This window comes from Bradyrhizobium sp. ma5, from assembly GCF_042258955.1.
Taxonomy (GTDB): Bacteria; Pseudomonadota; Alphaproteobacteria; order Rhizobiales; family Xanthobacteraceae; genus Bradyrhizobium.
On sequence record NZ_CP170156.1, the window covers coordinates 692,847 to 716,102 of the forward strand.

Annotated in this window: 22 protein-coding genes; 8 read left to right on the forward strand and 14 right to left on the reverse strand. The window is 64.9% G+C overall.

Going from position 1 to position 23,256, the window contains the following annotated elements:
• Positions 1 to 58: 58 nt before the first annotated feature.
• From ACE103_RS03180 to lepA, 4 genes are all read right to left on the reverse strand, one after another.
• Positions 59 to 1,231: an acyl-CoA dehydrogenase family protein gene (locus ACE103_RS03180; RefSeq protein WP_375778301.1), complete on the reverse strand. Its 1,173-nt coding sequence runs from the start codon at positions 1,229 to 1,231 to the stop codon at positions 59 to 61.
• A gap of 143 nt (positions 1,232 to 1,374) precedes the next feature.
• A complete protein-coding gene (locus ACE103_RS03185) occupies positions 1,375 to 2,601 on the reverse strand; it encodes an MFS transporter (RefSeq protein ID WP_375778302.1) in 1,227 nt (408 codons plus the stop codon).
• 149 nt (positions 2,602 to 2,750) lie between these two features.
• Entirely contained in the window at positions 2,751 to 3,086 is a 336-nt protein-coding gene (locus ACE103_RS03190) for a hypothetical protein (protein WP_375778303.1), read from the reverse strand.
• Positions 3,087 to 3,293: 207 nt separating this feature from the next.
• Positions 3,294 to 5,105, reverse strand: a complete 1,812-nt coding sequence (gene lepA / locus ACE103_RS03195) for a translation elongation factor 4 (RefSeq protein ID WP_375778304.1) — start codon at positions 5,103 to 5,105, stop codon at positions 3,294 to 3,296.
• Positions 5,106 to 5,295: 190 nt separating this feature from the next.
• On the opposite strand from lepA, the gene ACE103_RS03200 reads away from it, so the two are divergent.
• Together ACE103_RS03200 and ACE103_RS03205 are read left to right on the forward strand one after the other, a co-directional pair.
• Entirely contained in the window at positions 5,296 to 6,141 is an 846-nt protein-coding gene (locus ACE103_RS03200) for a M15 family metallopeptidase (protein WP_375778305.1), read from the forward strand.
• 174 nt (positions 6,142 to 6,315) lie between these two features.
• A complete protein-coding gene (locus ACE103_RS03205; RefSeq protein WP_375778306.1) occupies positions 6,316 to 7,929 on the forward strand; it encodes a glycosyltransferase family 39 protein in 1,614 nt (537 codons plus the stop codon).
• 151 nt (positions 7,930 to 8,080) lie between these two features.
• Here ACE103_RS03205 and ACE103_RS03210 read toward each other — a convergent pair whose 3' ends face one another.
• The 5 genes from ACE103_RS03210 to ACE103_RS03230 all read right to left on the reverse strand — a co-directional run bounded on the left by ACE103_RS03210 (position 8,081) and on the right by ACE103_RS03230 (position 12,077).
• Positions 8,081 to 8,407 carry an HPr family phosphocarrier protein gene (locus tag ACE103_RS03210; protein WP_097676893.1) on the reverse strand — a complete coding sequence of 109 codons (327 nt, stop codon included), beginning with the start codon at positions 8,405 to 8,407 and terminating at the stop codon, positions 8,081 to 8,083.
• The gene (locus ACE103_RS03215) at positions 8,404 to 8,805 is read right to left on the reverse strand and encodes a PTS sugar transporter subunit IIA (protein WP_021076632.1); all 402 of its coding nucleotides are present in this window, start codon (positions 8,803 to 8,805) and stop codon (positions 8,404 to 8,406) included. Before ACE103_RS03215 ends, ACE103_RS03210 begins: the two co-directional genes overlap by 4 nt.
• Before the next feature lie 214 nt (positions 8,806 to 9,019).
• A complete protein-coding gene (locus ACE103_RS03220) occupies positions 9,020 to 9,460 on the reverse strand; it encodes an HPr kinase/phosphorylase (RefSeq protein ID WP_375778307.1) in 441 nt (146 codons plus the stop codon).
• Positions 9,457 to 11,265, reverse strand: a complete 1,809-nt coding sequence (locus ACE103_RS03225) for a stimulus-sensing domain-containing protein (RefSeq protein WP_375778308.1) — start codon at positions 11,263 to 11,265, stop codon at positions 9,457 to 9,459. The genes ACE103_RS03220 and ACE103_RS03225 overlap by 4 nt, the downstream gene beginning before the upstream one ends.
• Before the next feature lie 110 nt (positions 11,266 to 11,375).
• Positions 11,376 to 12,077: a response regulator transcription factor gene (locus tag ACE103_RS03230; protein ID WP_016843287.1), complete on the reverse strand. Its 702-nt coding sequence runs from the start codon at positions 12,075 to 12,077 to the stop codon at positions 11,376 to 11,378.
• A gap of 238 nt (positions 12,078 to 12,315) precedes the next feature.
• Between ACE103_RS03230 and ACE103_RS03235 the strand changes: the two genes are divergently transcribed.
• The 4 genes from ACE103_RS03235 to ACE103_RS03250 all read left to right on the forward strand — a co-directional run bounded on the left by ACE103_RS03235 (position 12,316) and on the right by ACE103_RS03250 (position 15,553).
• Positions 12,316 to 13,050, forward strand: a complete 735-nt coding sequence (locus ACE103_RS03235) for a HugZ family protein (protein WP_375778309.1) — start codon at positions 12,316 to 12,318, stop codon at positions 13,048 to 13,050.
• 189 nt (positions 13,051 to 13,239) lie between these two features.
• Positions 13,240 to 13,398 carry a hypothetical protein gene (locus ACE103_RS03240; RefSeq protein WP_223974875.1) on the forward strand — a complete coding sequence of 53 codons (159 nt, stop codon included), beginning with the start codon at positions 13,240 to 13,242 and terminating at the stop codon, positions 13,396 to 13,398.
• 1 nt (position 13,399) lies between these two features.
• Positions 13,400 to 13,756, forward strand: coding sequence for a hypothetical protein (locus ACE103_RS03245; RefSeq protein WP_375778310.1), 357 nt, complete (start codon positions 13,400 to 13,402; stop codon positions 13,754 to 13,756).
• A gap of 180 nt (positions 13,757 to 13,936) precedes the next feature.
• A complete protein-coding gene (locus ACE103_RS03250) occupies positions 13,937 to 15,553 on the forward strand; it encodes a phosphoenolpyruvate carboxykinase (protein ID WP_375778311.1) in 1,617 nt (538 codons plus the stop codon).
• 204 nt (positions 15,554 to 15,757) lie between these two features.
• Here the strand turns inward: ACE103_RS03250 and ACE103_RS03255 are convergent, their stop codons facing one another.
• The 4 genes from ACE103_RS03255 to ACE103_RS03270 form a co-directional block, all read right to left on the reverse strand.
• Positions 15,758 to 16,690 carry an IS110 family transposase gene (locus tag ACE103_RS03255; protein WP_375778312.1) on the reverse strand — a complete coding sequence of 311 codons (933 nt, stop codon included), beginning with the start codon at positions 16,688 to 16,690 and terminating at the stop codon, positions 15,758 to 15,760.
• A gap of 203 nt (positions 16,691 to 16,893) precedes the next feature.
• Positions 16,894 to 17,871, reverse strand: coding sequence for an arginase (gene rocF / locus ACE103_RS03260; protein ID WP_375778313.1), 978 nt, complete (start codon positions 17,869 to 17,871; stop codon positions 16,894 to 16,896).
• A 189-nt stretch (positions 17,872 to 18,060) separates the two neighbouring features.
• Positions 18,061 to 18,879: an acyl-CoA thioesterase gene (locus tag ACE103_RS03265; RefSeq protein WP_375778314.1), complete on the reverse strand. Its 819-nt coding sequence runs from the start codon at positions 18,877 to 18,879 to the stop codon at positions 18,061 to 18,063.
• A gap of 125 nt (positions 18,880 to 19,004) precedes the next feature.
• Entirely contained in the window at positions 19,005 to 21,515 is a 2,511-nt protein-coding gene (locus ACE103_RS03270; protein ID WP_375778315.1) for a glycogen/starch/alpha-glucan phosphorylase, read from the reverse strand.
• A 244-nt stretch (positions 21,516 to 21,759) separates the two neighbouring features.
• On the opposite strand from ACE103_RS03270, the gene ACE103_RS03275 reads away from it, so the two are divergent.
• A complete protein-coding gene (locus ACE103_RS03275; protein ID WP_375778316.1) occupies positions 21,760 to 21,993 on the forward strand; it encodes a hypothetical protein in 234 nt (77 codons plus the stop codon).
• A gap of 290 nt (positions 21,994 to 22,283) precedes the next feature.
• Here ACE103_RS03275 and ACE103_RS03280 read toward each other — a convergent pair whose 3' ends face one another.
• On the reverse strand, positions 22,284 to 22,574 hold the full coding sequence (locus ACE103_RS03280) for a GIY-YIG nuclease family protein (protein WP_342726059.1): 291 nt from the start codon (positions 22,572 to 22,574) through the stop codon (positions 22,284 to 22,286).
• A 185-nt stretch (positions 22,575 to 22,759) separates the two neighbouring features.
• Between ACE103_RS03280 and ACE103_RS03285 the strand changes: the two genes are divergently transcribed.
• Positions 22,760 to 23,191 carry a hypothetical protein gene (locus ACE103_RS03285; RefSeq protein ID WP_212317066.1) on the forward strand — a complete coding sequence of 144 codons (432 nt, stop codon included), beginning with the start codon at positions 22,760 to 22,762 and terminating at the stop codon, positions 23,189 to 23,191.
• The last annotated feature ends 65 nt before the right edge of the window (positions 23,192 to 23,256 follow it).

The following is a 23,256-nucleotide window of genomic DNA, read 5'->3' on the forward strand; positions in this document are numbered from 1 at the left end:
AGAGCCGACATGGCGGATTGATGAGTACGCGCCCGAGTTCAATCTGACTTCATCGCGATTAGCGCGTCGTCGGCGGAGCGCCGAGATTGCCCGACAGGATCGCCTTGCCGGCGTCCTCATACTGGGTGTCGCGCGCCTGGATCTGCTGCGCGATCGCATGCATGTCGCGAAACCGTCGCTCGAACGGATTCTTCGCGAACACCGCCGTTGCCCCCGACATGTGATAGGCGATGTCGACCACGGCGGCCGACTGGTGGATGGTCCAGGTCGAGGCGATGCGGATCGCGATGCGATGCGCCTCGCTGATCGGGGCGCCGCGGGCGAGATCGCTCCAGACCTCGTTCGCCGTCGCATACAGATAGGCGCGCGCGGCGCGCAGGCTGGCCTCGGTGCGGCCGATCTGGCCCTGCACGGCGTTGTTGTCGCGCATCGCCTTGATGCCCTGCGGGGTCTTGCCGCGGGCAAGCTCGGTCGCCGCATCCAGCATGGCGCGCGCGACGCCGAGCGCGGTGGCGGCAAAGCCCATGCTGAACACCATGTTGGTAGAGAGTTTGTACAGCGGCCCCGGTTCGCGGCACGCGCTGGGGTCGTCGCGCAGCGCGGCGAATTTGTCCGGGATGAAGAGATTGTCGACCGAATAGGAATCGGTACCGGTGCCCTTCAGGCCGATCACGTCCCAGACGTCGTACATCACAGCCTGCGACACCGGAAACAGGATGGTGCGGATCTCCGGCGGGCCGTCGGCCTTCTTGCGTGGCGAGCCGTCGGCCTCGACGACACGGACATGGGCGCCGAGCCAGCTCGCCTGCCGCGAGCCCGAGGCGAAGTCCCAGCGCGCAGTGGCGCGGTAGCCGCCGGGCTCGGCGCGCACCTCATGGGCGATCGCGCCCCAGGCCAGAATGCCGGGCGCGGTGTTGAAGATTTCGTTTGCTGCGTCGGGCTCGAGATAGGCCGCGGTCATGGCGCAGACGCTGCATTGGCCGAGGCACCAGGCGGTCGATGCGTCGGCCTTGGCGATCTCCTCCTGCATCTGCATGAAGGCGTCCAGCGTTGCCTCGGCGCCGCCGAAACGCTTCGGCAGCAGCGCGCGATAGAGCCCGTTCTCGACGAGGGCCGCGGTGACGGCAGGCGTCAGCCGCCGCGTCCGTTCAATTTCGTCGGCTTCGCTCATGATCAGCGGCGCCAGCGCGCGCGCCCGCTCGACAAGGTCTACTCCCTGCGGCTTGTTCATGCGTGTCCTCGGCGCCCCTTCTGACGTTGTTGTTGGGCGGGGCAGGCGATGGTGGCCCATCCGGCAAACGAGGGCAAGGCGGGGCGGCGCCGGCGCAGATCAGCCATCCATCGCGGCCGCGCGATCGATGCATGCATCCGCGCTCAGGCGGCGGCGCGGCCGAGATCGAGCGAGGGCTGGCGCTTGGTGGAGAAACTCAGCGCCACGGCGACCGCGGCAAGGCCGATCGCGAAGGAACCGGCGTGCAGCCACGTGTAGCCGTGGAACGTGTCGAACACGTAACCGCCGGCCCACGGCCCGAGCGCCATGCCGAGGCTCGCGAAGGCCGACACCGCGCCGAACACCGTGCCCATGATGCGCGCGCCGAAGAACTCGCGCACCAGCACGGCATAGAGCGGCATCACGCCGCCATAGGCGAGGCCGAACACGACAGACAGCGCGTAGAACTCGCCGAGCTGCGCCACTGCAAGATAAGTCGCGATCGACAGCGCCTGCACCAGCAGGCCGCCGACCAAAACCGGCTTGGCGCCGAGCCGGTCGGCCAGCACGCCGAGCAGCAGCCGTCCGCCGAGCCCGGAGAAGCCGGCGAGACTGTAGACCGTGACCGCGGTGAGTGGCGCGATGCCGCATACCATGGCGTAGGACACCATGTGGAAGATCGGGCCGGAATGCGCGGCGCAGCAGGCGAAATGCGCCAGTGCCAGCGTGATGAATTGCGGCGTGCGCAGCGCCTGCGCCACGGTCCATTCCGCTTGCGGCGCAGTGCCCGCCGTTGGGATCGCGACGTTCGTTCCCTGCGGCGCCGGGCGCACCAGGAACGATGCGGGGATCAGCAGCGCCCATGCGGCGATGCCGATCACGAGCATCGCGAAGCGCCAGTCATAGGCCGTGATCAGCCAGCTCGCGGATGGTGCGACCGTCACCGGTGATACGCCCATGCCGGCCGACACCAGTGCGACGGCGAGGCTGCGATGCTTGTCGATCCAGGCGCTCGCAAGCGCCATCATCGGTGCATAGAAGCTGCCGGCGGCGATCCCGATCAGCACGCCGAAGCAGAGCTGGAACTGCCATAGGGTCTGCGCCTGGCTTGCCGTCACGAGGCCAAGCCCGAGCAGCAGGCTGCCCGCCAGCACCACGATGCGGGTGCCGAAGCGGTCGGACAGCGCGCCCCAGGCGAACGCCGCAAAACCCATGCAGAGGAAATCCAGCGTCGCGGCCGCCGAGACGCCGGCGCGCGACCAGCCCATCGCATCCGAGATCGGCTGCAGGAACACCGCGAGCGACAGCATGGTGCCGAAGCCGACGCAGGTCATCAGCGCGCCCGCGCCGACGACGACCCACCCATAGTCGAACCGAGCGGCCTTGCTCATGCGTTTCCCCGGCGCTGTTGTTTGTTGTCGTGCGCGCAGGGAGGATGGTGGCCTATCCGAGGTCCGGGGGCAATATGACGGGTAACATGCCTCTCATTCCGGGATCAGCGGATTGTGCGTTGCATGCGCAGGATGTCGCAGCGACGCGGCTAGCCGCAGTTCCAGGCCCGCCCGATCGGCGTCCAGCTCCAGCACGGGCCGTAGCTGCCGCCATTATAGCGTCCGCCGCCATGGAAGCCGGGTCGGCCGAAATAGTGCCAATCGCCGCCATAGTAATATTCCGGCGAAAAATCCGGATAGCCGCGGGCGGCGCCGCGCGGGCCGAGCACCGGAATGGTCTCGTTGGGCGGCTGGCGGTAGCCGGGCAGGAAGCCGTAGCCATGCCAGCGGGTCGTGCCGTGCCGCTTCTTCGAGGAGGCGGCTGCGCTCAGGTCAGGCTGCAGCAATGCGAGGATGACGATCGAGAGAGACAGGATGCGCAACATGGCCGGAGCTTAGTCGGGCCGCCGCGCCGTGGCGATTCAAATCATGGTGCGTTTTGTTGCTAGGACAAGAATCGGCAACAGGCGTGCGGCTGGCAGCGCGTCAGCTATCTGCCTCCGGCTACTTTGCATGGGGTTGTTTTCGAGATTTTCACCCAGAGCGGGAGCGGTGCGCCAGTCGTCAAGCCGGCGACAATCCGTGTCGGCGCCTCAGCTGTCCACCTTGAGCGCGGCGATGAAGGCTTCCTGCGGGATGTCGACCTTGCCGAACTGCCGCATCTTCTTCTTGCCTTCCTTCTGCTTCTCCAGGAGCTTGCGCTTGCGCGTGATGTCGCCGCCGTAGCACTTCGCGGTGACGTCCTTGCGCAGCGCGCGCACGGTTTCGCGCGCGATCACCTTGCCGCCGATCGCCGCCTGGATCGGGATCTGGAACATGTGCGGCGGGATCAGCTCCTTCATCTTCTCGACCATGGCGCGGCCGCGGCCCTCGGCGCGGGTCCGATGCACCAGCATCGACAGTGCGTCGACTGGCTCGGCATTGACCAGGATCTGCATCTTGACCAGGTCGGCCGGCTTGTAGTCGGTCAGATGATAGTCGAACGAGGCATAGCCCTTGGAGACCGACTTCAGGCGATCGTAGAAATCGAACACCACCTCGTTGAGCGGCAGATCGTATTTCACCATCGCGCGGGAGCCGACGTAAGTGAGCTCCTTCTGCGCGCCGCGGCGATCCTGGCACAGCTTCAGCACGCTGCCGAGATATTCGTCCGGGGTGAGGATGGTGGCCTCGATCCACGGCTCCTCGATCTCGGCGATCTTGACCACGTCGGGCATGTCGACCGGGTTGTGGATCTCGAGCTCGGTGCCGTCGGTCAGCTTCATCTTGTAGATGACGCTCGGCGCGGTCGCGATCAGATTGAGATCGAACTCGCGCGACAGCCGCTCCTGGATGATCTCCAGGTGCAACAGCCCGAGGAAGCCGCAGCGGAAGCCGAAGCCGAGCGCGGCGGAGGTTTCCATTTCGAAGGAGAAGCTGGCGTCGTTCAAGCGCAGCTTGCCCATCGCCGCGCGCAGCGTCTCGAAATCGTCGGCGTCGACCGGGAAAAGGCCGCAGAACACGACCGGGATCGCCGGCTTGAAGCCCGGCAGCATCTCCGTGACCGGCTTCTTGTCGTCGGTGATGGTGTCGCCGACGCGCGTGTCGGCGACTTCCTTGATCGCCGCGGTGATGAAGCCGATCTCGCCGGGGCCGAGCTCCTCGACCTGCTGCATCTTCGGCGTGAAGAAGCCGACGCGCTCGATGTCGTAGGCCGCGCCGGTGCCCATCATGCGAATGCGGCTGCCCTTCTTCATCACGCCGTCGACGACGCGGATCAGCACGACCACCCCGAGATAGACGTCGTACCAGCTGTCGACGAGCAGCGCCTTCAAGGTCGCGTCGCGGTCGCCCTTCGGCGGCGGCAGGCGGGTGACGACGGCCTCCAGCACATCGGGCACGCCGAGGCCAGTCTTGGCCGAGATCATCACGGCGTCGGAGGCGTCGATGCCGATCACGTCCTCGATCTGCTGCTTGACCTTCTCGGGCTCGGCCGCGGGCAGGTCGACCTTGTTCAGGACCGGCACGATCTCGTGACCGGCGTCGAGCGCATGGTAGACGTTGGCGAGCGTCTGCGCCTCGACGCCCTGGCTGGCGTCGACCACGAGCAGGGAACCCTCGCAGGCCGCCAGCGACCGCGAGACCTCGTAGGCGAAGTCGACGTGGCCGGGCGTGTCCATCAAATTGAAGATGTAATCCTTGCCGTCCTTGGCGCGGTAGTTCAGCCGGACGGTCTGCGCCTTGATGGTGATGCCGCGCTCGCGCTCGATATCCATCGAATCGAGCACCTGCTCCTTGCCCGCCATTTCGCGATCCGTCAGGCCGCCCGTCATCTGGATCAGGCGGTCGGCAAGGGTCGATTTGCCATGGTCGATATGGGCGACGATGGAGAAGTTACGGATGTTCGAAATCGGGGCAGTTGTCATGGGGCGCGGGATAGCATCCGCACCCCCGCACGGGCAACCATATTGCGGTATTTTGCAGGGATGTGACGGCGAATCACGGCCGTGTTTCAGTCAGATCTGCCGTGATCGATTTTCGGGCATGTTTCTGCTAGGTGTTTCGGCCCAAAACCCTCGCTTCTCCTGGCATGCGCCGAACAGCTGGAATCCGAGGATGAACGCGATCGAAGAGGCCAATGTTGCGCGGTTCGATCAGGCCGGGAAACGCCGAACGGCTGTGCGCTGGGTGGCGTGCGCCGATGTCTTGCTCGCACTGACGCTCTTGCTCGCACTGATGCCGCCACCTGCGCATGCCCAAGACAGACGCGAACTGCTCGACCGCCTGGTGCGCGCCTATCCCGACGCGCTGTCCGCCCATGACGACACCACGATCACTTGGCGCGACGGCACGGTGATGCCGGTCGACGACGGCGTCTCCGGCAAGCCGTTCGATCAGTTGCTGCGCAATGCCTCGATCCTCGACCAGATGCGGCAGCCCTATCCGTCCGGGCCGGCGGCGCCACCGGCCGCGAATGTCGATCCCGGCCGCTTCCGCAACGAGGCCTTCTTCAAGAAGATGTATGGCGACTGCAACACGGCCGAGGTCAGGCGGAACCTGGTGACGATCACCTGGCTGCCGCGGTCCTGGGGCAAGCCGGTTCAGGTCACGCGGGTCAACGGCGTCGCCGAGCGCCTGAAGCAGGTCTCCGCCGAGATCGACGCGCTCGATCCGGCGCTGCGCGCCGCGGCCTTCCCGATCGCGGGTGTGCTATCTTGTCGCGCCGTCGCCGATACCGGGCGGATGAGCATGCATGGCTATGCGGCCGCGATCGACCTCAACCTGAAGGTCTCGGATTACTGGCTGTGGGCGGGCAAGGGCAGCGGGACCATCCCCTATAAAAACCGGATGCCGCGCGAGATCGTCGACATCTTCGAGCGCCACGGCTTCATCTGGGGCGGCAAGTGGTACCACTACGACACCATGCATTTCGAGTACCGGCCGGAGCTTCTCGCAAAGTGAACAGGCCGGCTTGAGGCATTCTCACGCCAAGCTGATTACACTGGCCACAAAAACGCGCTAAAGCGCCATGAAATGCTGGTGAGCAATCACTCATCGCTCCTTCCGCTTCCATTCGGCATGATCCTTCCGGGAAACCGCTTTCCACGTTTCCGGGTCATGCCTCAGGCACAGGCCATGTCGACCGCCACCGCTCTCCCTGCCGCAAGGCGCACCACCCGCAGACTGACGATCCGGCGGATTGCCGCCTGGATTGCCTCGCGCGCCGTCGATCCCAGGACCAGCCTGTGGTTCGTGATCGGCTTCGCATTGGTTCACGCGGTGCTGTGGACGATGATCCTGGTCAAGCTCAAGGCTGCGCAGGACGTCCATATGGATGTCGCAGAGGCCTATGCCTGGGGCCAGCGCTTCCTGCTCGGCTATGGCAAGCATCCGCCGCTGTCGGGCTGGATCGCGGGGGTCTGGTTCAGGATTTTCCCCGTCACCAACTGGTCGACCTATGCGCTCGCGATGGCAACGGTCAGCGTCGCGCTGGTGGTGTGCTGGCTGATCGCGCTGCGCGTCGTCGATCGCCGCCGCGCGTTCTTCATGGTGGTGATGCTCGCGCTCTACCCGATCTTCAATTTCAAGGGCTTCAAATACAACGCCGACCTCGCGCAGCTGCTGCCGTTGCCGCTGCTGGTGCTGGCCTATCTGAACGCGTTCGAGAAGCGCAGCTTCAAATCGGGGCTCTGGCTCGGCTTTGCCGGCATGCTGGCGCTGATGACCAAGTACTGGGTGGTGACGATGATCGGCGCCGTCGGGCTTGCCGCGCTGATCCATCCGCAGCGCATGCAATTCCTGCGCTCGCCGGCGCCATGGGTTGCGATCGGCACGATGATCGTGACGATGATCCCGCATCTGGTGTGGCTGGAGGAGGTGAACTTCGTGCCGTTCACCTATGCCGGCGACGTCTACGCGCTGTCGAGCCGCGAGCTCAACGTCCAGCTCGTGATCGGCTACATCGTGCACAATCTCGGGCTGCTTGCGATTCCGACCGTGCTGGGCCTGGTGGCGCTGCTGCTGGGGTCGGTGCCGTGGCGGCCGTCGGATGTGCTGGCGCGGATCTGGTCGCGCGGACCCAATCCGGGCGTCAACCTTCCGCAGGCGCTCAACGTCTGGATCATCCAGTCGATCGTCGCGATCGGGCCGCCGCTCGGCGCGCTGGCGTTCACCGTCTACATCAAGACCGATTGGGGCATCCCGCTGTTCTTCCTGGTGCCGCTTGCACTGGTTGCGATCCCCTCGCTGCGTTTCCCCCGCATGGCGCTGTTCTCGATCACGGCGGTGTGGTTGGTGGCCACCATCGCGACGCTGATCGCCGCGCCCAGCATCGCGACGCAGGAGATCGCGTCCAACCGTATCGGCGGCTCGACCTACGCCGCGCGCTCTGAATTGGCGCGCGAGCTGACCCAGACCTGGCAGGACAGATTCCATTCACGCTGGGCGGTGGTCGTCGCACGCTCCGACATCGGCGAGCCGATGACGTTCTACAGTCCGGATCATCCGGCCTCGCTGGTGCCGGGCGAAGCGTGGTCGTCGGGGCTGACGTCGCTCGACGAAGCCAAGCGTCTCGGCTTCATCGGCGTCTGCGACACCACCGATCCGGTGTTCCTGCAGCCATGTGAGGCGTGGATGGCGGAGCATGCCAAGAATGCCGAGCCGATGGTGATGAACACCATGCGCTTCTTCAACGGCCATCCCGGTCCGTCGACGATGTGGAAGGTCTATCTGGTGCCGCCGGCGAAGTAGTTATTTCCCGGCGTCAGTGACGTTTTCCGTCATCCTGAGGTGCGAGCCTCGAAGGATGCACGGCCACAGTCGGGCCGTCGACCCTTCGAGACGCGCGCGATGCGCGCTCCTCAGGGTGACGGTGATGACTTGGCGTAGCGGACGAGCCGCCCTACGTGCCTTCTTCGTTGAACTTGCTGGCGACGAGCTCGGCGATGGCGTCGAGCGCCTGCTGCGCCTCGTCGCCCTTGGCGGAGACAACGACCGTGGTGCCGGGCCCCGCGGCCAGCATCATCAGGCCCATGATCGAGGTGCCGCCGACGGTCTCGCCGCCGCGCGTCACCCAGATCTCGGCGTTGAAGCGCTCGACCAGCTGGACGAATTTGGCCGATGCCCGTGCATGCAGGCCGCGCTTGTTGACGATCAGGAGTTCGCGCGAAATCGCGCCCGCCGGCACGCCCGGGCCGACATGATTTTCGCCCGGGGCCGCGCCGCTCATTTGCCTGCGAGAACGCGGCTGGCGATGGTGACGTATTTGCGGCCGGCTTCCTGCGCCATCGCGATCGCGTCGGGCAGCGAGCGCTCTTCGCGAACCTTGGCGAGCTTGACCAGCATTGGAAGATTGATGCCCGCGAGCACTTCCACCTTCGGGCGGCTCATGCAGGAGATCGCAAGGTTCGACGGCGTGCCGCCGAACATGTCGGTGAGGATCGCAACGCCGTCGCCGCTATCGACGCGGTTCACCGCTTCGATGATGTCGCTTCGACAGAGATCGGAATCGTCCTCGGCCCCGATCGTAATTGCTTCAATTTGTTTCTGCGGACCCATGACGTGTTCGAGCGCGGCTCGGAACTCGTCGGCAAGGCGCCCATGGGTCACCAGCACTAGACCAATCATCGGAAACTCCTCGCGGGCGCCCTTTGGTGCACCGCACGAACGCGCCACTTTGACCATCCAGAGGCCCTGCGCAAGAGGGCATCTTGGCTAGTCTCCCGGTTCCTGGCGGTAGAGAGGGGAGGCTGCGCCGGCAAAATCCGACGCGATAGTGGATGTGATATGGTTACCAATTCCCTTCTCACAATTGGCCGCAAGATTACGGGAGGATGAACTTTCAGGTTGTCGTCAGCGCAGCGACAACCAGCGGCAGGGGTTGGAAGCCGGCCGGTACCGGAATTCGCGGTATTGAAACACCATTAAGGCTGATCTTGAGCGCCTCGGGCGGCGGCAGCCGCTCAGCATCGTCGGCGGCGAGGTCGACGATCAAGCCGACCACGGCCTCGCCTGCGAACGGACAATGGCGGATTCCGAGGCCTCGGATCTCGATCAGACCGGCCAATTTCTGTGCCGGGCGAACCCACAATTGTTCGCCGGCTGTGTCGAGATGGACACGGTCATCCCCCACCAAAATGGCCGGCGGAAGCGCTCCGGTGCGTCCGGCGAGAATCATATCGAAGGCCAGGCGCGACTTGCCGGCACCCGACGGACCGCGGATCAGCACAGCGCGCTCGCCGACCAGAACGGCGGATGCGTGCACGCTTGAATTGTCGCTCATAGTGTCGGCAGCCTGACCACGAAACGAGCGCCGGCCACGGTGGGCTTGCCGTCTTCGTCCACAGGGCCCGTGCGGTTCTCGGCCCAGATGCGTCCGCCATGCGCTTCGATGATCTGCTTGGAGATCGACAGCCCAAGGCCGGAGTTCTGGCCAAAACCCTGGTGCGGCCGGTCAGTGTAGAAGCGCTCGAAGATTCGCTCCAGCGCGTCCTCGCCGATGCCGGGCCCGTCATCGTCGACCACGATCTCGATCTCGCCGCGGGTGCGGCGGCAGACGATGCGCACCTTGTCGCCCGGCTTGGAGAACGATTGCGCGTTCGAGAGCAGGTTCGAGATCACCTGGCCGAGCCGGGAATCATGGCCGGGCACCGAGAGCGTGTCGGTCGGTCCACGGCCCTCGAAGCGGGCTTCGACGGCGACGTCGTGGCCGAGCCGGGTCTCGTTGGCGACGCTGGTCAGCGTGGTCAGCAGCCGGCGTAGATCGACGGGCGCCATATCCTGGCGCTGCAATTCGGCGTCGAGCCGGCTGGCGTCTGAAATGTCGGAGATCAGGCGGTCGAGCCGCCTGACGTCATGCTCGATCACGGCGAGCAGCCGCGCGCGGCTGTTCTCGTTGCGCGCCAAAGGCAGCGTCTCGACCGCCGAGCGCAGCGAGGTCAGCGGGTTCTTCAGCTCATGGGCGACATCGGCGGCGAACATCTCGATCGCCTCGATGCGGCTATAGAGCGCGTTGGTCATGTCGCGCAGCGCGCCCGAGAGATGCCCGATCTCGTCGCGGCGTCCGGTGAAGTCGGGAATCTCGACGCGGGTCTGGATGCGGTTGCGGACGCGCTCGGCGCTTTCGGCGAGCCGCCGCACCGGGCCCGCGATCGTGCTCGCCAGCAGCAGCGACAGCATGATCATGACGGTGGATGCGACCCCGCCGATCTTGAGGATGGCGAGGCGCTCCGACATCACCAGCTGGTCGATGTCGTCGCCCTGGGTGGTCAGCATCAATGCGCCGCGCACGGCGCGGAAATGCTGCACCGGAACGGCAACCGAGACGATGATCGCGCCGCGATCGGTGACGCGCACCGCGCTGCCCTTCATGCCCTCGAGCGATTGCGCGACTTCGGAATAGCCCTTGCCGCCTTCGGGGCCGAGCTCGCGGTAGATCGGCAGGTCGCCGCGGTTGAGCCAGGTCTTGATCGTGGCCTTGGTCTTCTCATACAGCGACGGCTTCTCCGACGGCGGCGGCAGCTCCATGCGCAGCACGTCGCCGCGCGCGAACAGGTTGCGGCTGTCGAGGATCAGGCCGCCGTCGCGGTCGAAGATGCGGGCCCGCGTCTTGGTCGGCGCGATCAGGCGGCGCAGGGTTGGCGCGACGCGTTCGGGATTGATCGGAAAATCCGCCGATTCATCCGGCTGGCCAAAGCTCTCGCCGGGCTTGAGGTCGAGCAGCCGGTCGGGATCGATGGTGACGGTATTGCCTTCGACGGTCGCAGACGCCGCGATCGCCTCCGAAATGATCTCGGCATAGACCAGGAGGCTCTGCGTACGCGCTTCGATCAGGCCGGCGCGGAATTGCGAGAGATAGAGGATGCTGGCGACCAGCGCGACGAGGCCGGCGAGGTTGAGCGAGACGATGCGGCGCGTCAGGCTCGAGAATGACAGCGCGAAGAAGAATTGACCGGCGCGGCGCACCCAGCCGAGCGGCCGGCGCCAGCCTTTGTCCCGCGCCAGATCGTCGGCCACGGCCTCTTGATCGAGGAGCTGTGACGCGTCCTCGGGGTTCAGTCCCTGCTCGAGCTGCGTTCGATCAAGCACAGGCAAAGCTGCCGGTTGGTATGGATGTCGTCCCGCGAAGCAGGTCCTCGCCCGAGCTTACCCCAGCCGTGCGGAGCCTGTCAGTTAACAAGCCGCTCCTGAAGCGCAGATCAGGCTTCCTTGAAGCGATAGCCGACGCCGTACAGCGTCTCGATCATCTCGAAATCGTCGTCGACCACCTTGAACTTCTTGCGCAGCCGCTTGATGTGGCTGTCGATGGTGCGGTCGTCGACATAGACCTGGTCGTCATAGGCCGCGTCCATCAGCGCGTTGCGGCTCTTCACGACGCCGGGGCGGGTGGCGAGCGCCTGCAGGATCAGGAATTCGGTCACGGTGAGCGTCACCGGCTCGTTCTTCCAGGTGCAGGTGTGGCGCTCCGGATCCATCCGCAGCAGGCCGCGGTCGAGCGCGCGGGCGTCCGGCTCCTTCGGCGCCGCGGTCGGATCCTTCGGCTGGCCGCGGCGCAGCACCGCCTTGACGCGTTCGACCAAGAGGCGCTGGGAGAACGGCTTGCGGATAAAATCGTCGGCGCCCATCTTCAGGCCGAACAATTCGTCGATCTCTTCATCCTTCGAGGTGAGGAAGATCACCGGCAGGTCGGATTTCTGGCGCAGCCGGCGCAGCGTTTCCATGCCGTCCATGCGCGGCATCTTGATATCCAGGATCGCGAGATCGGGCGGCGACGTGCGAAACCCATCCAGCGCCGACGCACCGTCCGTGTAGGTCATGATGCGATAGCCTTCGGCTTCGAGCGCGATCGAGACCGACGTGAGAATGTTGCGGTCGTCGTCGACCAAGGCGATTGTGGGCATGAGCTGCTTTCACAATGAGAGTGGTTTAGACGGCGGGCACTCTGGCGACTCGCCGTAGAAAATGGGCTTCGAACGCGGTCAACGAGCAATGCAAGCTGGGCTGAAGTGTGACCGAGTTCCGCAAAACGCTCTGCGACCCACGCGTTGGACCCCCATATAGCACCCTGAGACCGTGAGAAAAGGCTATTTTTTCAACGGGAACCGGCTCGATTCGCCCTCAAAATGACCCGATAGGCCCATGCAACCGACCGCCGACTTCGACCCCGCCCACCTTGCCCGCTCGCTGCTCCGCCGCAGCCGCCAGGGCGCGCTCGCCACGCTGATGGCCGGTACCGGCGATCCCTATTGCTCGCTGGTCAATCTGGCCAGCCACCCCGACGGCTCGCCGATCCTGCTGATTTCCCGGCTGGCGCTGCATACGAAGAACATCCTGGCCGACAGCAGGGTGTCGCTGATGCTGGACGAGCGTGCCGAGGGCGATCCGCTGGAGGGCGCCCGGATCATGCTGGCCGGCCGGGCGGAGGAGGTCGCGGAGGCCGAGCAGGAGCTCGTTCGCCGGCGCTACCTTGGTGCTCATCCATCGGCGGAAGCCTTTGTAGAATTTAAGGATTTCTCGTTTTTCGTGATCCGGCCGAGCGCCGCCCATCTGGTCGCCGGGTTCGGCCGGATCGTCGACCTCAAGCCTGCGCAGCTTCTGACCGACCTCGGTGGCGCCGAAGCGCTGCTGGAGGCCGAGGCGGGCGCGGTGGCGCATATGAACGAGGATCACCGCGAGGCCATGAACCTTTACGCCACGCGGCTGCAGGCTGCGGAGAGTGCCGAGTGGCTGTGCACCGGCTGCGACCCCGAGGGCATGGACATGCAGGCCGGCCGCAACACGCTGCGGCTTGATTTCCCCGAGCGGGTCAGCAACGGCACCGAGCTGCGCAAGATGCTGGTGCGGCTCGCCGGCGAAGCGCGCGTCAAGGGATAGGCAAGGGATGGCGGGGCACGACCGGCTCGCTCCGAGCGGCGGCGCTGGCGCGACGAGGCATGGTGTCGCACGGTGCGGCTCCGCGCGCGGTTGCCGAAGCCGGGTGCAGCGTTTCTGACAGCGCGATCATTTTCGTAGCGGCGCTGACATGATCGCCGGAGGGCGCGATCCGGGTTACGAGAATTTCCGGTGCTGCTGCGCTGGAAAATCGTTCGGATTGCGAAGTTCAACCGCGCTGAATGCACGTCCAACGCGGTGATTGCGTTACCATCGATCGTTGCGGTCAGTGATCTTGTTGCCGCCGAACGCAGTGCGCGTTGCGGAACATTCGTCGTCGCCGGGGATTGAAATGATCCAGCTTGGACGACGGAGCGTTGAGCTCAATCGCATGCAGCTCAATGCCGACCCAGTGGTGCCATCCGCGTGCAACACGATGGTGGACGACATGCCTGGCACGGCAGCGCAGCGTCAACTCGCGGCGGTTGATCTCAACGACACATCCTCAGCGCGAAACGCATACCGGGCATTCGCCGTGCCTGCTGCGTTGCGCGGCGCGGACATACGCCAATCGCTGGCACTCTTTGTGCATCGCAACGCCTTGCTGGCGGCGGGAAAGGCGACGAAACCTCGTCCGATCGCCGCGAAAACAATGGGAAAGCGAAAGCAAAGCGAAAGGGTTTCGCGCTGCGGTATTTGCACCCAATGATGTGCAGGCCTTGGAATAAACCAAAAGCCATTCGACTGGCTTGGCAAGCCCGGCGATCCCCACTATTAGGTCGCCGGACCGGGGCCGAGAGGCTATATTCTGTTGACGGTCATCACCGCGACGGGGCGCGACTAGCGACATTCGCGCGAACAAGGATACGCGGGTTCGAGGAGGTTCTTCGTGCAAGAGACGGGCGTGCATAACGGTGCCTTCGGTGCCGACAAATTCGGCTTAAAAAGTCTCAAAGGCGTGCATTGGAACTATGGTGCGCCGCAGCTCTACGAGCACTCGTTGCGCAATGGCGAAGCGGTGCTCTCGGCCGATGGCGCGCTTTGCGCGGATACCGGTGAGTTCACCGGCCGCAGCCCGAAGGACAAGTTCACGGTCCGCGACGGGCTGACCGACAAGAGCATGTGGTGGGCTGGCAACCAGTCGATCACCTCGGAGCAGTTCGCGACGCTGCATGCCGACTTCCTCAAGCATGCCGAAGGCATGACGCTGTTCGCGCAGGATCTCTACGGCGGCGCCGACCCGACGCATCGGATCAAGACGCGCGTCTTCACCGAGCTCGCCTGGCACTCGCTGTTCATCCGCACGCTACTCATCCGCCCGGAGACGTCGGAGCTCGCGAGCTTCGTGCCCGAACTCACGATCATCGATCTGCCGAGCTTCCGCGCCGATCCGAAACGTCACGGCTGCAAATCGGAGAACGTCGTCGCGATCGATTTCGCCCGCAAGATCGTCCTGATCGGCGGGTCTTATTATGCCGGCGAAATGAAGAAGAGCGTGTTCACCACGCTGAACTTCTATCTGCCTGAGAAGGGCGTGATGCCGATGCATTGCTCGGCCAATGTCGGCCCCGACGGCGACACCGCGATCTTCTTCGGCCTGTCCGGCACCGGCAAGACCACGCTCTCGGCCGATCCCAAGCGCACGCTGATCGGCGACGACGAGCATGGCTGGAGCGATGACGGCGTCTTCAACTTCGAAGGCGGCTGCTACGCCAAGTGCATCAAGCTGTCAGGCGAAGCCGAGCCGGAAATCTATGCCGCCAGCAAGCGTTTCGGCGCGGTGCTGGAAAACGTCGTGCTCGGTGCGAACGATCGCGTGCCGGATTTCGACGACGGCTCGAAGACCGAGAACACCCGCTCGGCCTATCCGCTCGATTTCATTCCGAACGCCTCGCGCACCGGCCGCGCGCCGCATCCGAAGAATGTGGTGATGCTCGCCGCCGACGCTTTCGGCGTGATGCCGCCGATCGCCAAGCTGACGCCGGCGCAGGCGATGTATCACTTCCTGTCCGGCTACACCGCGAAGGTTGCCGGCACCGAGCGTGGTCTCGGCAACGAGCCGCAGCCGGAATTCTCGACCTGCTTCGGTTCGCCGTTCCTGCCGCGCGATCCGTCGGTCTACGGCAATCTGCTGCGCGAATTGATCGCCAAGCACAATGTCGATTGCTGGCTGGTCAACACCGGCTGGACCGGTGGCAAGTACGGCACCGGCCGTCGCATGCCGATCAAGGTGACCCGCGCACTGCTCACCGCGGCGCTGAACGGCTCGCTCCGCAATGCCGACTTCCGCACCGACAAGTATTTCGGCTTCGCGGTGCCGACCTCGCTGCCGGGCGTCGAGCCGCACATCCTCGACCCGATCAAGACCTGGGCCGACAAGGTCGACTTCGACAAGACCGCGCGTGCGCTGGTCGGCATGTTCCAGAAGAACTTCGCCAAGTTCGAAGCGCAGGTCGACGCCGAAGTCCGCGCCGCCGCGCCGGAAGTGAAGCTCGCGGCGGAGTAGACCGCTCGCGCTGATCTCGCGATTTGAAAAGGCGGCCCGCGTGGCCGCCTTTTTTGTTCCGATCGCTCTACCGCCGCGCGACACTTCCTCAATCCGTCACCCTGAGGAGCGCGAAGCGCGTCTCGAAGGGTCGACGGCCACCAGCCGGGGGTCGTGTATCCTTCGAGACGCGCCTGCGGCGCTCCTCAGCGACTGTGTTCTTCGTCAAGCGGGTTGCCATGGTTTTTGGTCCCTGAGCATGGCGTTGAGGGTGGTGAGAACTTTGCGCGCAACGGCGATGAGGGCGACCATCTTGGGCTTTCCAGCGGTCACCAGGCGCCGATAGAAGACCTTGAGCTGCGGATGGTACCGGCTGGCCGACAGAGCGGCCATGTAGAGCCCGGCGCGCAGCTTGGCTCTTCCGCCGCCGATCATGCTCTTGCCCTTCCAGCGGCCCGACTGGCGGGTGAACGGGGCAAGACCGGCGAGGCTCGCGATCTGGCGCCGATTGAGTGCGCCGAGCTCCGGCACCTCGGCAAGGAAGGTCCGCGCGAGGGTGTTGCTCACGCCAGGAAAGCTGACCAGCAGTTCCTCCTTGGCGCGCCAGACTGGCGAGCCGCGCACCAGCGTGTCGATGTCGTTGTCGATCTCCGGCAGCTCCTTCTCGAGGACCTTGATATGGCGGGCAAGGCTCTTGCGGACGCGGACGTTCTCGGCCCGCTTCTCGCGCTGACGCTCGGCAACGATCATCTCGATGATCTGCCGTCGGCGACTGACCAGTTCAGCCAGCAGCCGAGCTTCCTGATCCGGCATGGCACGTGGCTCCGGCTTTACGGCCTCGACAAACCGCGCGATGACTGCCGCATCGATCGGGTCCGTCTTGGCACGCTGACCAACCGCCTGCGCGAAGTGCCGGATCTGGGCCGGATTGACCACCACCAGCGGCAGCTGGGCGCCCGCCAGCGCAGCAGCGACGATGGTCTCGAAGCCGCCGGTTGCCTCCACCGCAATCAGCGCCGGCGAGATCACCTGCAAGCGCGCAACGAGCTCTTCCAAGCCTTTGCCGTCACGCGCCACGGCAAAGACTTCCCCGCTCGGACGCACATGCACGTCCAGCCGGTCCTTCGACACATCAATGCCAACGTAGATCGCGTCCATCTGCACCCCTCCTTGCGCAACCGGGCTCGCCAGGCGGCCCTCGCGACTGTTCGGGTTCAATGGAACAACGGACGGGGCGCCGCGCTGAGGCACGGGCTTCAAAGCCCTTGGATGAAGCGGTCTCCCGTCCGCTACCGCACCGGACATTCTATCCGATCCGGCGATTCGAGACTTACAAGGATGACGGGACCGAAAGGTGTCCGCTACTCCCCTATCTCCGGCAACACCGCATTGCTCGGCGTCTGCCTGTCCGTGATCTGCAGGCCGAACAGGCTGCCGATCAATTCGACGGCAACGCGCGCGGTGCGGCCGCGTTCGTCGAGGAACGGATTGAGCTCGACGATATCGAGCGAGCGCACCAGTCCGGAATCGTGCAGCAGCTCCATGATCAGATGGGCTTCCCGATACGTCGCGCCGCCCGGCACGGTGGTGCCGACGCCGGGCGCGACTTCCGGATCGAGGAAGTCGACATCGAACGAGACATGCAGCACGCCGTTCTTCGCCCTGACGCGCTCGATGATGCGGCGGATGAGCACGGCGACGCCGAACTCGTCGATCTGGCGCATGTCTGATATCGAGACGTTGCGTTGCCGCAGCAGCTTGCGCTCCAGCGGATCGACCGAGCGGGTGCCGATCAGGTCGAGCTGATCCGGCGGGATCGAGGCGCGCGGCAGCCCGCCGAGCAAATCGTCGAGGCCGGGCTCGCCGCACAGGAAGGCCGCCGACATGCCGTGCATGTTGCCGGTGATGGTGGTGGCCGGCGTGTTGTAGTCGGCATGGGCGTCGACCCACAGCGCGAACAGCGGCCGGCCCTTTTCCTGCCAGTAGCGCGCGACGCCGTTGATCGATCCCATCGACAGCGAGTGATCGCCGCCCATGAAGATCGGGATCGCGCCGGAATGCGCCAGCCAGTAGGCGCGCTCCGAGAGGGCGCGGGTCCAGGTCTTCACCTCGTCGTAGAATTTGGTGTTCGCCGGCACCGGACCGTCGGCGACCACAGCCGGGATCGCAAGGTTGCCGTGATCGTCGACGTGGAAGTCGAGCTGCTCGAGCAGCCGCGCGATGCCGGCGGTGCGCAGCGCGTCCGGGCCCATCAGCGGGCCGGGCTGCGACGCGCCGATCTCGATGGGAACGCCGAGCAGGGCGATGCGCGAGGGTTCGGAATCGTCGGCTTCGGACATGCGGCGGGGCTCCCAAAGGCGTGGAACAGAAGCGACGCGCCACTGTTCCCTCAACCCTTGAAATAGGCAACCCGGTCCAATCCGGCCATGTGGATAGTTGAGCTGTGCGTCCAGATTTGACGCGTTTCTTCACCGCGAACCGGTGCCCATCCCGGATCAAGTGCGAGACAGGCTTCGCTCGAAAACGCGCTAGGCCTTGAAATAAGCGATCTGCGTCGTGGTGGCGAGCAGGCGGCCGGAGGGCGACCACAATTCGCCGTGCTGGTCGCCATAGCTCTTGTGGAAGGTCTTGGCGTCGGCGGTGGCGAGCACGCGGGTGGTATCCTCCGCATCCATGTCGGCAGCGTCGACGTGGAAATAGGTGGTCAGCGACACGGTGCCGAACGGCACCAGCTCGTGCCGCGCGTGGAACACGCGGCCGAAGAACGCGTCCGACATCGACATCAGCGACAGCGCATCGAGCTTGCGCGGCACGCGGTCGGCGATCCACAGCTTGGAGTAAGGGCTCGACGGCTGCTTCGCGGCGCCGCCGCCGAACTTCGGTTCGCCCTCGACGAAGCGGAAATCATACTGGTTGGCCCAGGTCATCGCGAGCTTCGGATAGGGCCGCAGCTCTTCGAACGGGGTCGCGCCGGGAAACTCGGCGGGCTGGTGCGACCAGGACGGGCGGCGCTCGGCAAACACGGCCGTCGCCAGCGTCGCGACCTCGCCGCCACCTTGCGTCATCTCGACCGACCAGTGCTGGCTCGAGCGGTTGCTTCTCACCAGGCGGACATCGAGATCGAACACGCCCTCGGCGACCGGCGCGCAGTAGTTGACCGTCAGCGCCAGCGGATCGCCGGCGCGCTGCGGGTGCTGCATCAGCGCGCGCAGGATCGTCGCGGCGGTGCAGCCGCCGAACGGGCCGACGAACGCCCAGTAATCCGGGCTGGTCCGTCCCTGCCAGCGGCTGTCGCCGGCAGTCACTGTGGTGGCTTCATCGAAAAGGTGCGGAGCCTTGGTGAGCATGCAGATCTTTCAATATTGGCTAGCACTTCCGTCATCGCTGGGAGCAATGACGCTCGACATGCAATAGCCCGGCAAGCATGACGAATTCAATGATGTCGGACGTAATCGATTTCCGCGTCCCGGGATTACCCCTTCGCCTCGCGCTGGTTGCCGAGTTGCGGCGAGGCGCTCGGATGTACCGGCACGTGCCAGATGTCCTCGGCATATTCGCGGATGGTGCGGTCGGAGGAGAACCATGCCATGCGCGCCACGTTGAGGATCGAGGCGCGGGTCCAGGCCGGCACCACCTGCCAGCGCGCGTCGATGCCGCGTTGCGCGTCGTAGTAGGAGTCGAAATCGGCCGAGACCATGTAATGGTCGAGATAGCGCAGCGCGTGCCCGATCGAGGCGAAGCGCGCGGCATCGCCCGGCGAGAACTCGCCGCTCTCGATGGCGCGGATCGCGCGCTCGAGCCGCGGCGATTTGCGGATGATGTCGCTGGCATCGAGCCCCTGCTTGCGGCGGACCATGACGTCGCCGGCTTCGAGGCCGAAGATCGCGATGTTCTCCTCGCCGACATTGTCGCGGATCTCGATATTGGCGCCGTCGAGCGTGCCGATGGTCAGCGCGCCGTTCAGCGCGAGCTTCATGTTGCCGGTGCCCGAGGCCTCCATGCCGGCAGTCGAGATCTGCTCGGAGAGATCGGCGGCGGGGATGATCACCTCGGCAAGGCTGACATTGTAGTCGGCGAGGAAGGCGACCTTCAGCCTGCCGCCGAGCGAAGCGTCATTGTTGACGACCTCGGCGACGTCGCTGATCAGCTTGATGATCAGCTTGGCGTAGCGGTAGCTCGCCGCCGCCTTGCCCGCGAAGATCTTTACGCGCGGCACCCAGTTCGCACCCGGATCGTCCTTCATCGCGTGGTACAGCGCGATCGTCTCCAGGATGTTGAGCAGCTGCCGCTTGTACTCGTGGATGCGCTTGATCTGCACGTCGAACAGCGCCGACGGATCGACCTTGATGTGATTGCGCTCGCCGATCAGCCGCGCCAGCGCCAGCTTGTTGTGATGCTTGACGTCGCGGAAGCGCTTCTGGAATTCCAGATCGCTGGAGTGGGTCTCGAGCCGTTCGAGCAGCGAGAAGTCGTCGAGCACGGCCTCGCCGCAGGTCTCGCGCAGCAGCGCGGTCAGCCGCGGGTTGGCCAGCATCAGCCAGCGGCGGAAGGTGATGCCGTTGGTCTTGTTGGTGATACGCGAGGGATAGAGATGATGCAGGTCGTGGAACACGGTCTCCTTCATCAGGTCGGAATGCATCGCGGAGACGCCGTTGATGCGGTGCGAGCCGACGAAGGCGAGCTGGCCCATCCGCACCCGGCGTCCGCTGCGCTCGTCGATCAGCGAGACGGATGCGCGGTATTCGATGTCGCCGGGGAAGCGCTCCTCGGCGAGCGCGAGATGGGCGACGTTGATGCGGTAGATGATCTCGAGATGCCGCGGCAGCAGCCGCTCGAACAATTCGACCGGCCAGGTCTCGAGCGCTTCCGGCAGCAGGGTGTGATTGGTGTAGGACAGCGTCGCGACGGTGATCTTCCAGGCCTCGTCCCAGCGGAAACTGTGCAGGTCGACCAGGATGCGCATCAGTTCGGTGACCGCAAGGCTCGGATGGGTGTCGTTGAGCTGCACGGCCGCCTTCTGCGCGAGGTTGCGCAGGCCGCCGTCGGAGGCGAGGTGCCGGTTCACGAGATCCTGCAACGAGGCCGAGACGAAGAAATATTCCTGGCGCAGCCGCAGCTCGCGGCCCGCCGCGCTCTCGTCGTTGGGATAGAGGAATTTGCAGATCGCTTCCGCGCGCGCCTGCTCGGCGCTGGCCGAGACGTAGTCGCCGGTGTTGAAGACGTCGAGCTTGAGCGGATCGGGCGCGTGCGCCGACCACAGCCGAAGCGCGTTGACGTGCTGGCCGCGCCAGCCGACGATCGGCGTGTCGTAGGCCATCGCTTCGACGGTTTCCGCGGGGTGCCAGGTCGCGCGGTCGCGGCCGCGCTCGTCGACATGCTCGACATGGCCGCCGAAGTGGACGTTGTAGACCACCTCCGGGCGCTGGAATTCCCAGGGGTTGCCGAAGGCGAGCCATTCATCGGGATATTCCTGCTGCCAGCCCTGGTTCATGATCTGGCGGAACAGGCCGAAATCGTAGCGGATGCCGTAGCCGGTGGCGGGGATCGCCAGCGTCGCCATGCTCTCCATGAAGCAGGCAGCGAGCCGGCCGAGACCGCCATTGCCGAGCGCGGCGTCCGGCTCGCATTTGCGCAGGTCCGAGAGATCGACGCCGAGGTCGCCGAGCGCCGCCTCGAACAGCGGCAGCAATCCCATATTGTTCAGCGCGTCGGTGAACAGGCGGCCGATCAGGAATTCGAGCGAGAGATAATAGACGCGCTTGGAGCCGGCATCGTAGGTCTGCTTCTCGGCCGTCAGCCAGTGGTGCACGATGCGGTCGCGCAGCGCCAGCGCCGCCGCCTTGTACCAGTCGCGCCTGGTCGCCATGCCGGCGTCCTTGCCGATCGCGAGCCGGAGCTTGGCGAGGATCGCGCCCTTGATCTCGGTCAGCGCCAGCTCGTCGATCGGCTGGTTCAATGCCGGGTAGTTTGTTTGTTCGTGCAAAGCGCCCAATCCTGCCGTTCAGATTTCCGGATCATGATGCGATCATAGTGTCCGGATCATGCCCCAAGTCGATGATACGCGCGTTGCATGGCGACCGAAACCGCGGGGAACGTTGCCGTGCATGGCGCTGCCGATATTTTATGCAAGGACCGGGCCGATTTGGGGGCCTTCGGAACCGTCATTGCCGGTGCTACGATCGGCCGTGAAAGCCGGGATCTTGCGGCAATCTGGCGGAGGATGCGTGATGAGACTCCTGATCGAGATCGCAGCCGCGGCGTTGCTCATGGTGTGTATCACGGCGACCAGCGCGGCCTACGCAGCGGGCAAACCGGGCCGCAGCGCCGACGGTCTGACTTGTAGCTTCAGCGTGACGCAGAACGCATCGCCGGCCGCGCGCTGCGCCGCCATCAAGGGGCAATGCGGCGGCAAGTTCTACGCGAATGCCTGCGGCGACAAATTGCTGTCCGCCGCGAATTAGGTGGCCGCACAACGCGCTTTCACGCGCGATCGCGAACACCGGAGTGATACGGATTTCCAAGGCTTAACGAGTTCTTTACAAACACACCTGTCGCGCATGGGGCGGGCACATTTTCAGCTCCGACGCATTTCATTCCGAAGCAATTTTTCAACGGGCCGCTGACATTTTCAGCGGCCCGAATTGCTTTGCGGGCAGGCATCTGCGAGCACGGCGACCGCATTTCTCATGGGGTAATGGCAGTCACCGCAACTCGTCGCCCCGGCGAAGGCCGGGGCCCATAACCACAGCCGTCAGAGAAGATGGGACAGGTCGCTCCACTCCGGATTGTCTTGCTCGATCAGGCGAACCTTCCAGTCGCGGCGCCATTCCTTCAGCGCTTTTTCCCGTGCGATCGCCTCTTGTGGTGAAGCGTAGACCTCCATGTAAACCAGTCGCGTGACGCCGTACTTTTTGACGAATTGTGAGCCGCGTCCAGAGCGATGAAGCGTAAGCCGATTGGAAAGATCGTTACTGACGCCAATGTAGAGCGTTCCGTGGCGGCGGCTGGCGAGAATGTAAACGTAATAGACTGCGGCATTCATTTCCGGGCACCGGTCACGTGAGATGTCCGATAGCGGTGGTTATGGGCCCCGGCCTTCGCCGGGGCGACGCCCATTAACCCATCAGAACGAATTAAGAACACTTTAGCAAGTCTTTGATATATCATTGTGATTCGGCGCCTGCGCCGACACAATATCTATGGTCTCCAAGTCTCCGCGAGGACTACATGTCCACCATCGCCTTTGATCAATTCGCTCTGACCCGGATTGCCGATTTCGCGCGGTCGCTGTCGCGGCTGCACCAGGCCTCGCGGCGCCAGCCGATCGACGATGACCAGCTCGACCGCGAGTTCAATGCGGTCTGCATGTCGATCTGGGGCTACACCACGGATGATTTCAGCGACGAGCTGTTCTCCAACGAGGATCACGCCTGGCTGGACTCGCTCGATGAGGCGCATGCGCGGATATTCGCCGGCGAGCAGGGTTACGACCTGGTCGACGATCACGGCATGCTGACCGACTGGTGGGGCTATTGCTGGATGATCCTCGCCGAGAAGCGCGGTCTCCTCAATCCGGAGAACCGCGCTGCGGCGCGGGCTGCGATCGAGGAGAAATACATGGCCGCGCCCAATGTGATCGGCGTGATCGTGGCGCGCTGAGTGTCGTCGTGACGTCGTTCCGGCCTCGCCCCTTGGAGGCGCCCCGGAATGACGGGCTTACGCCC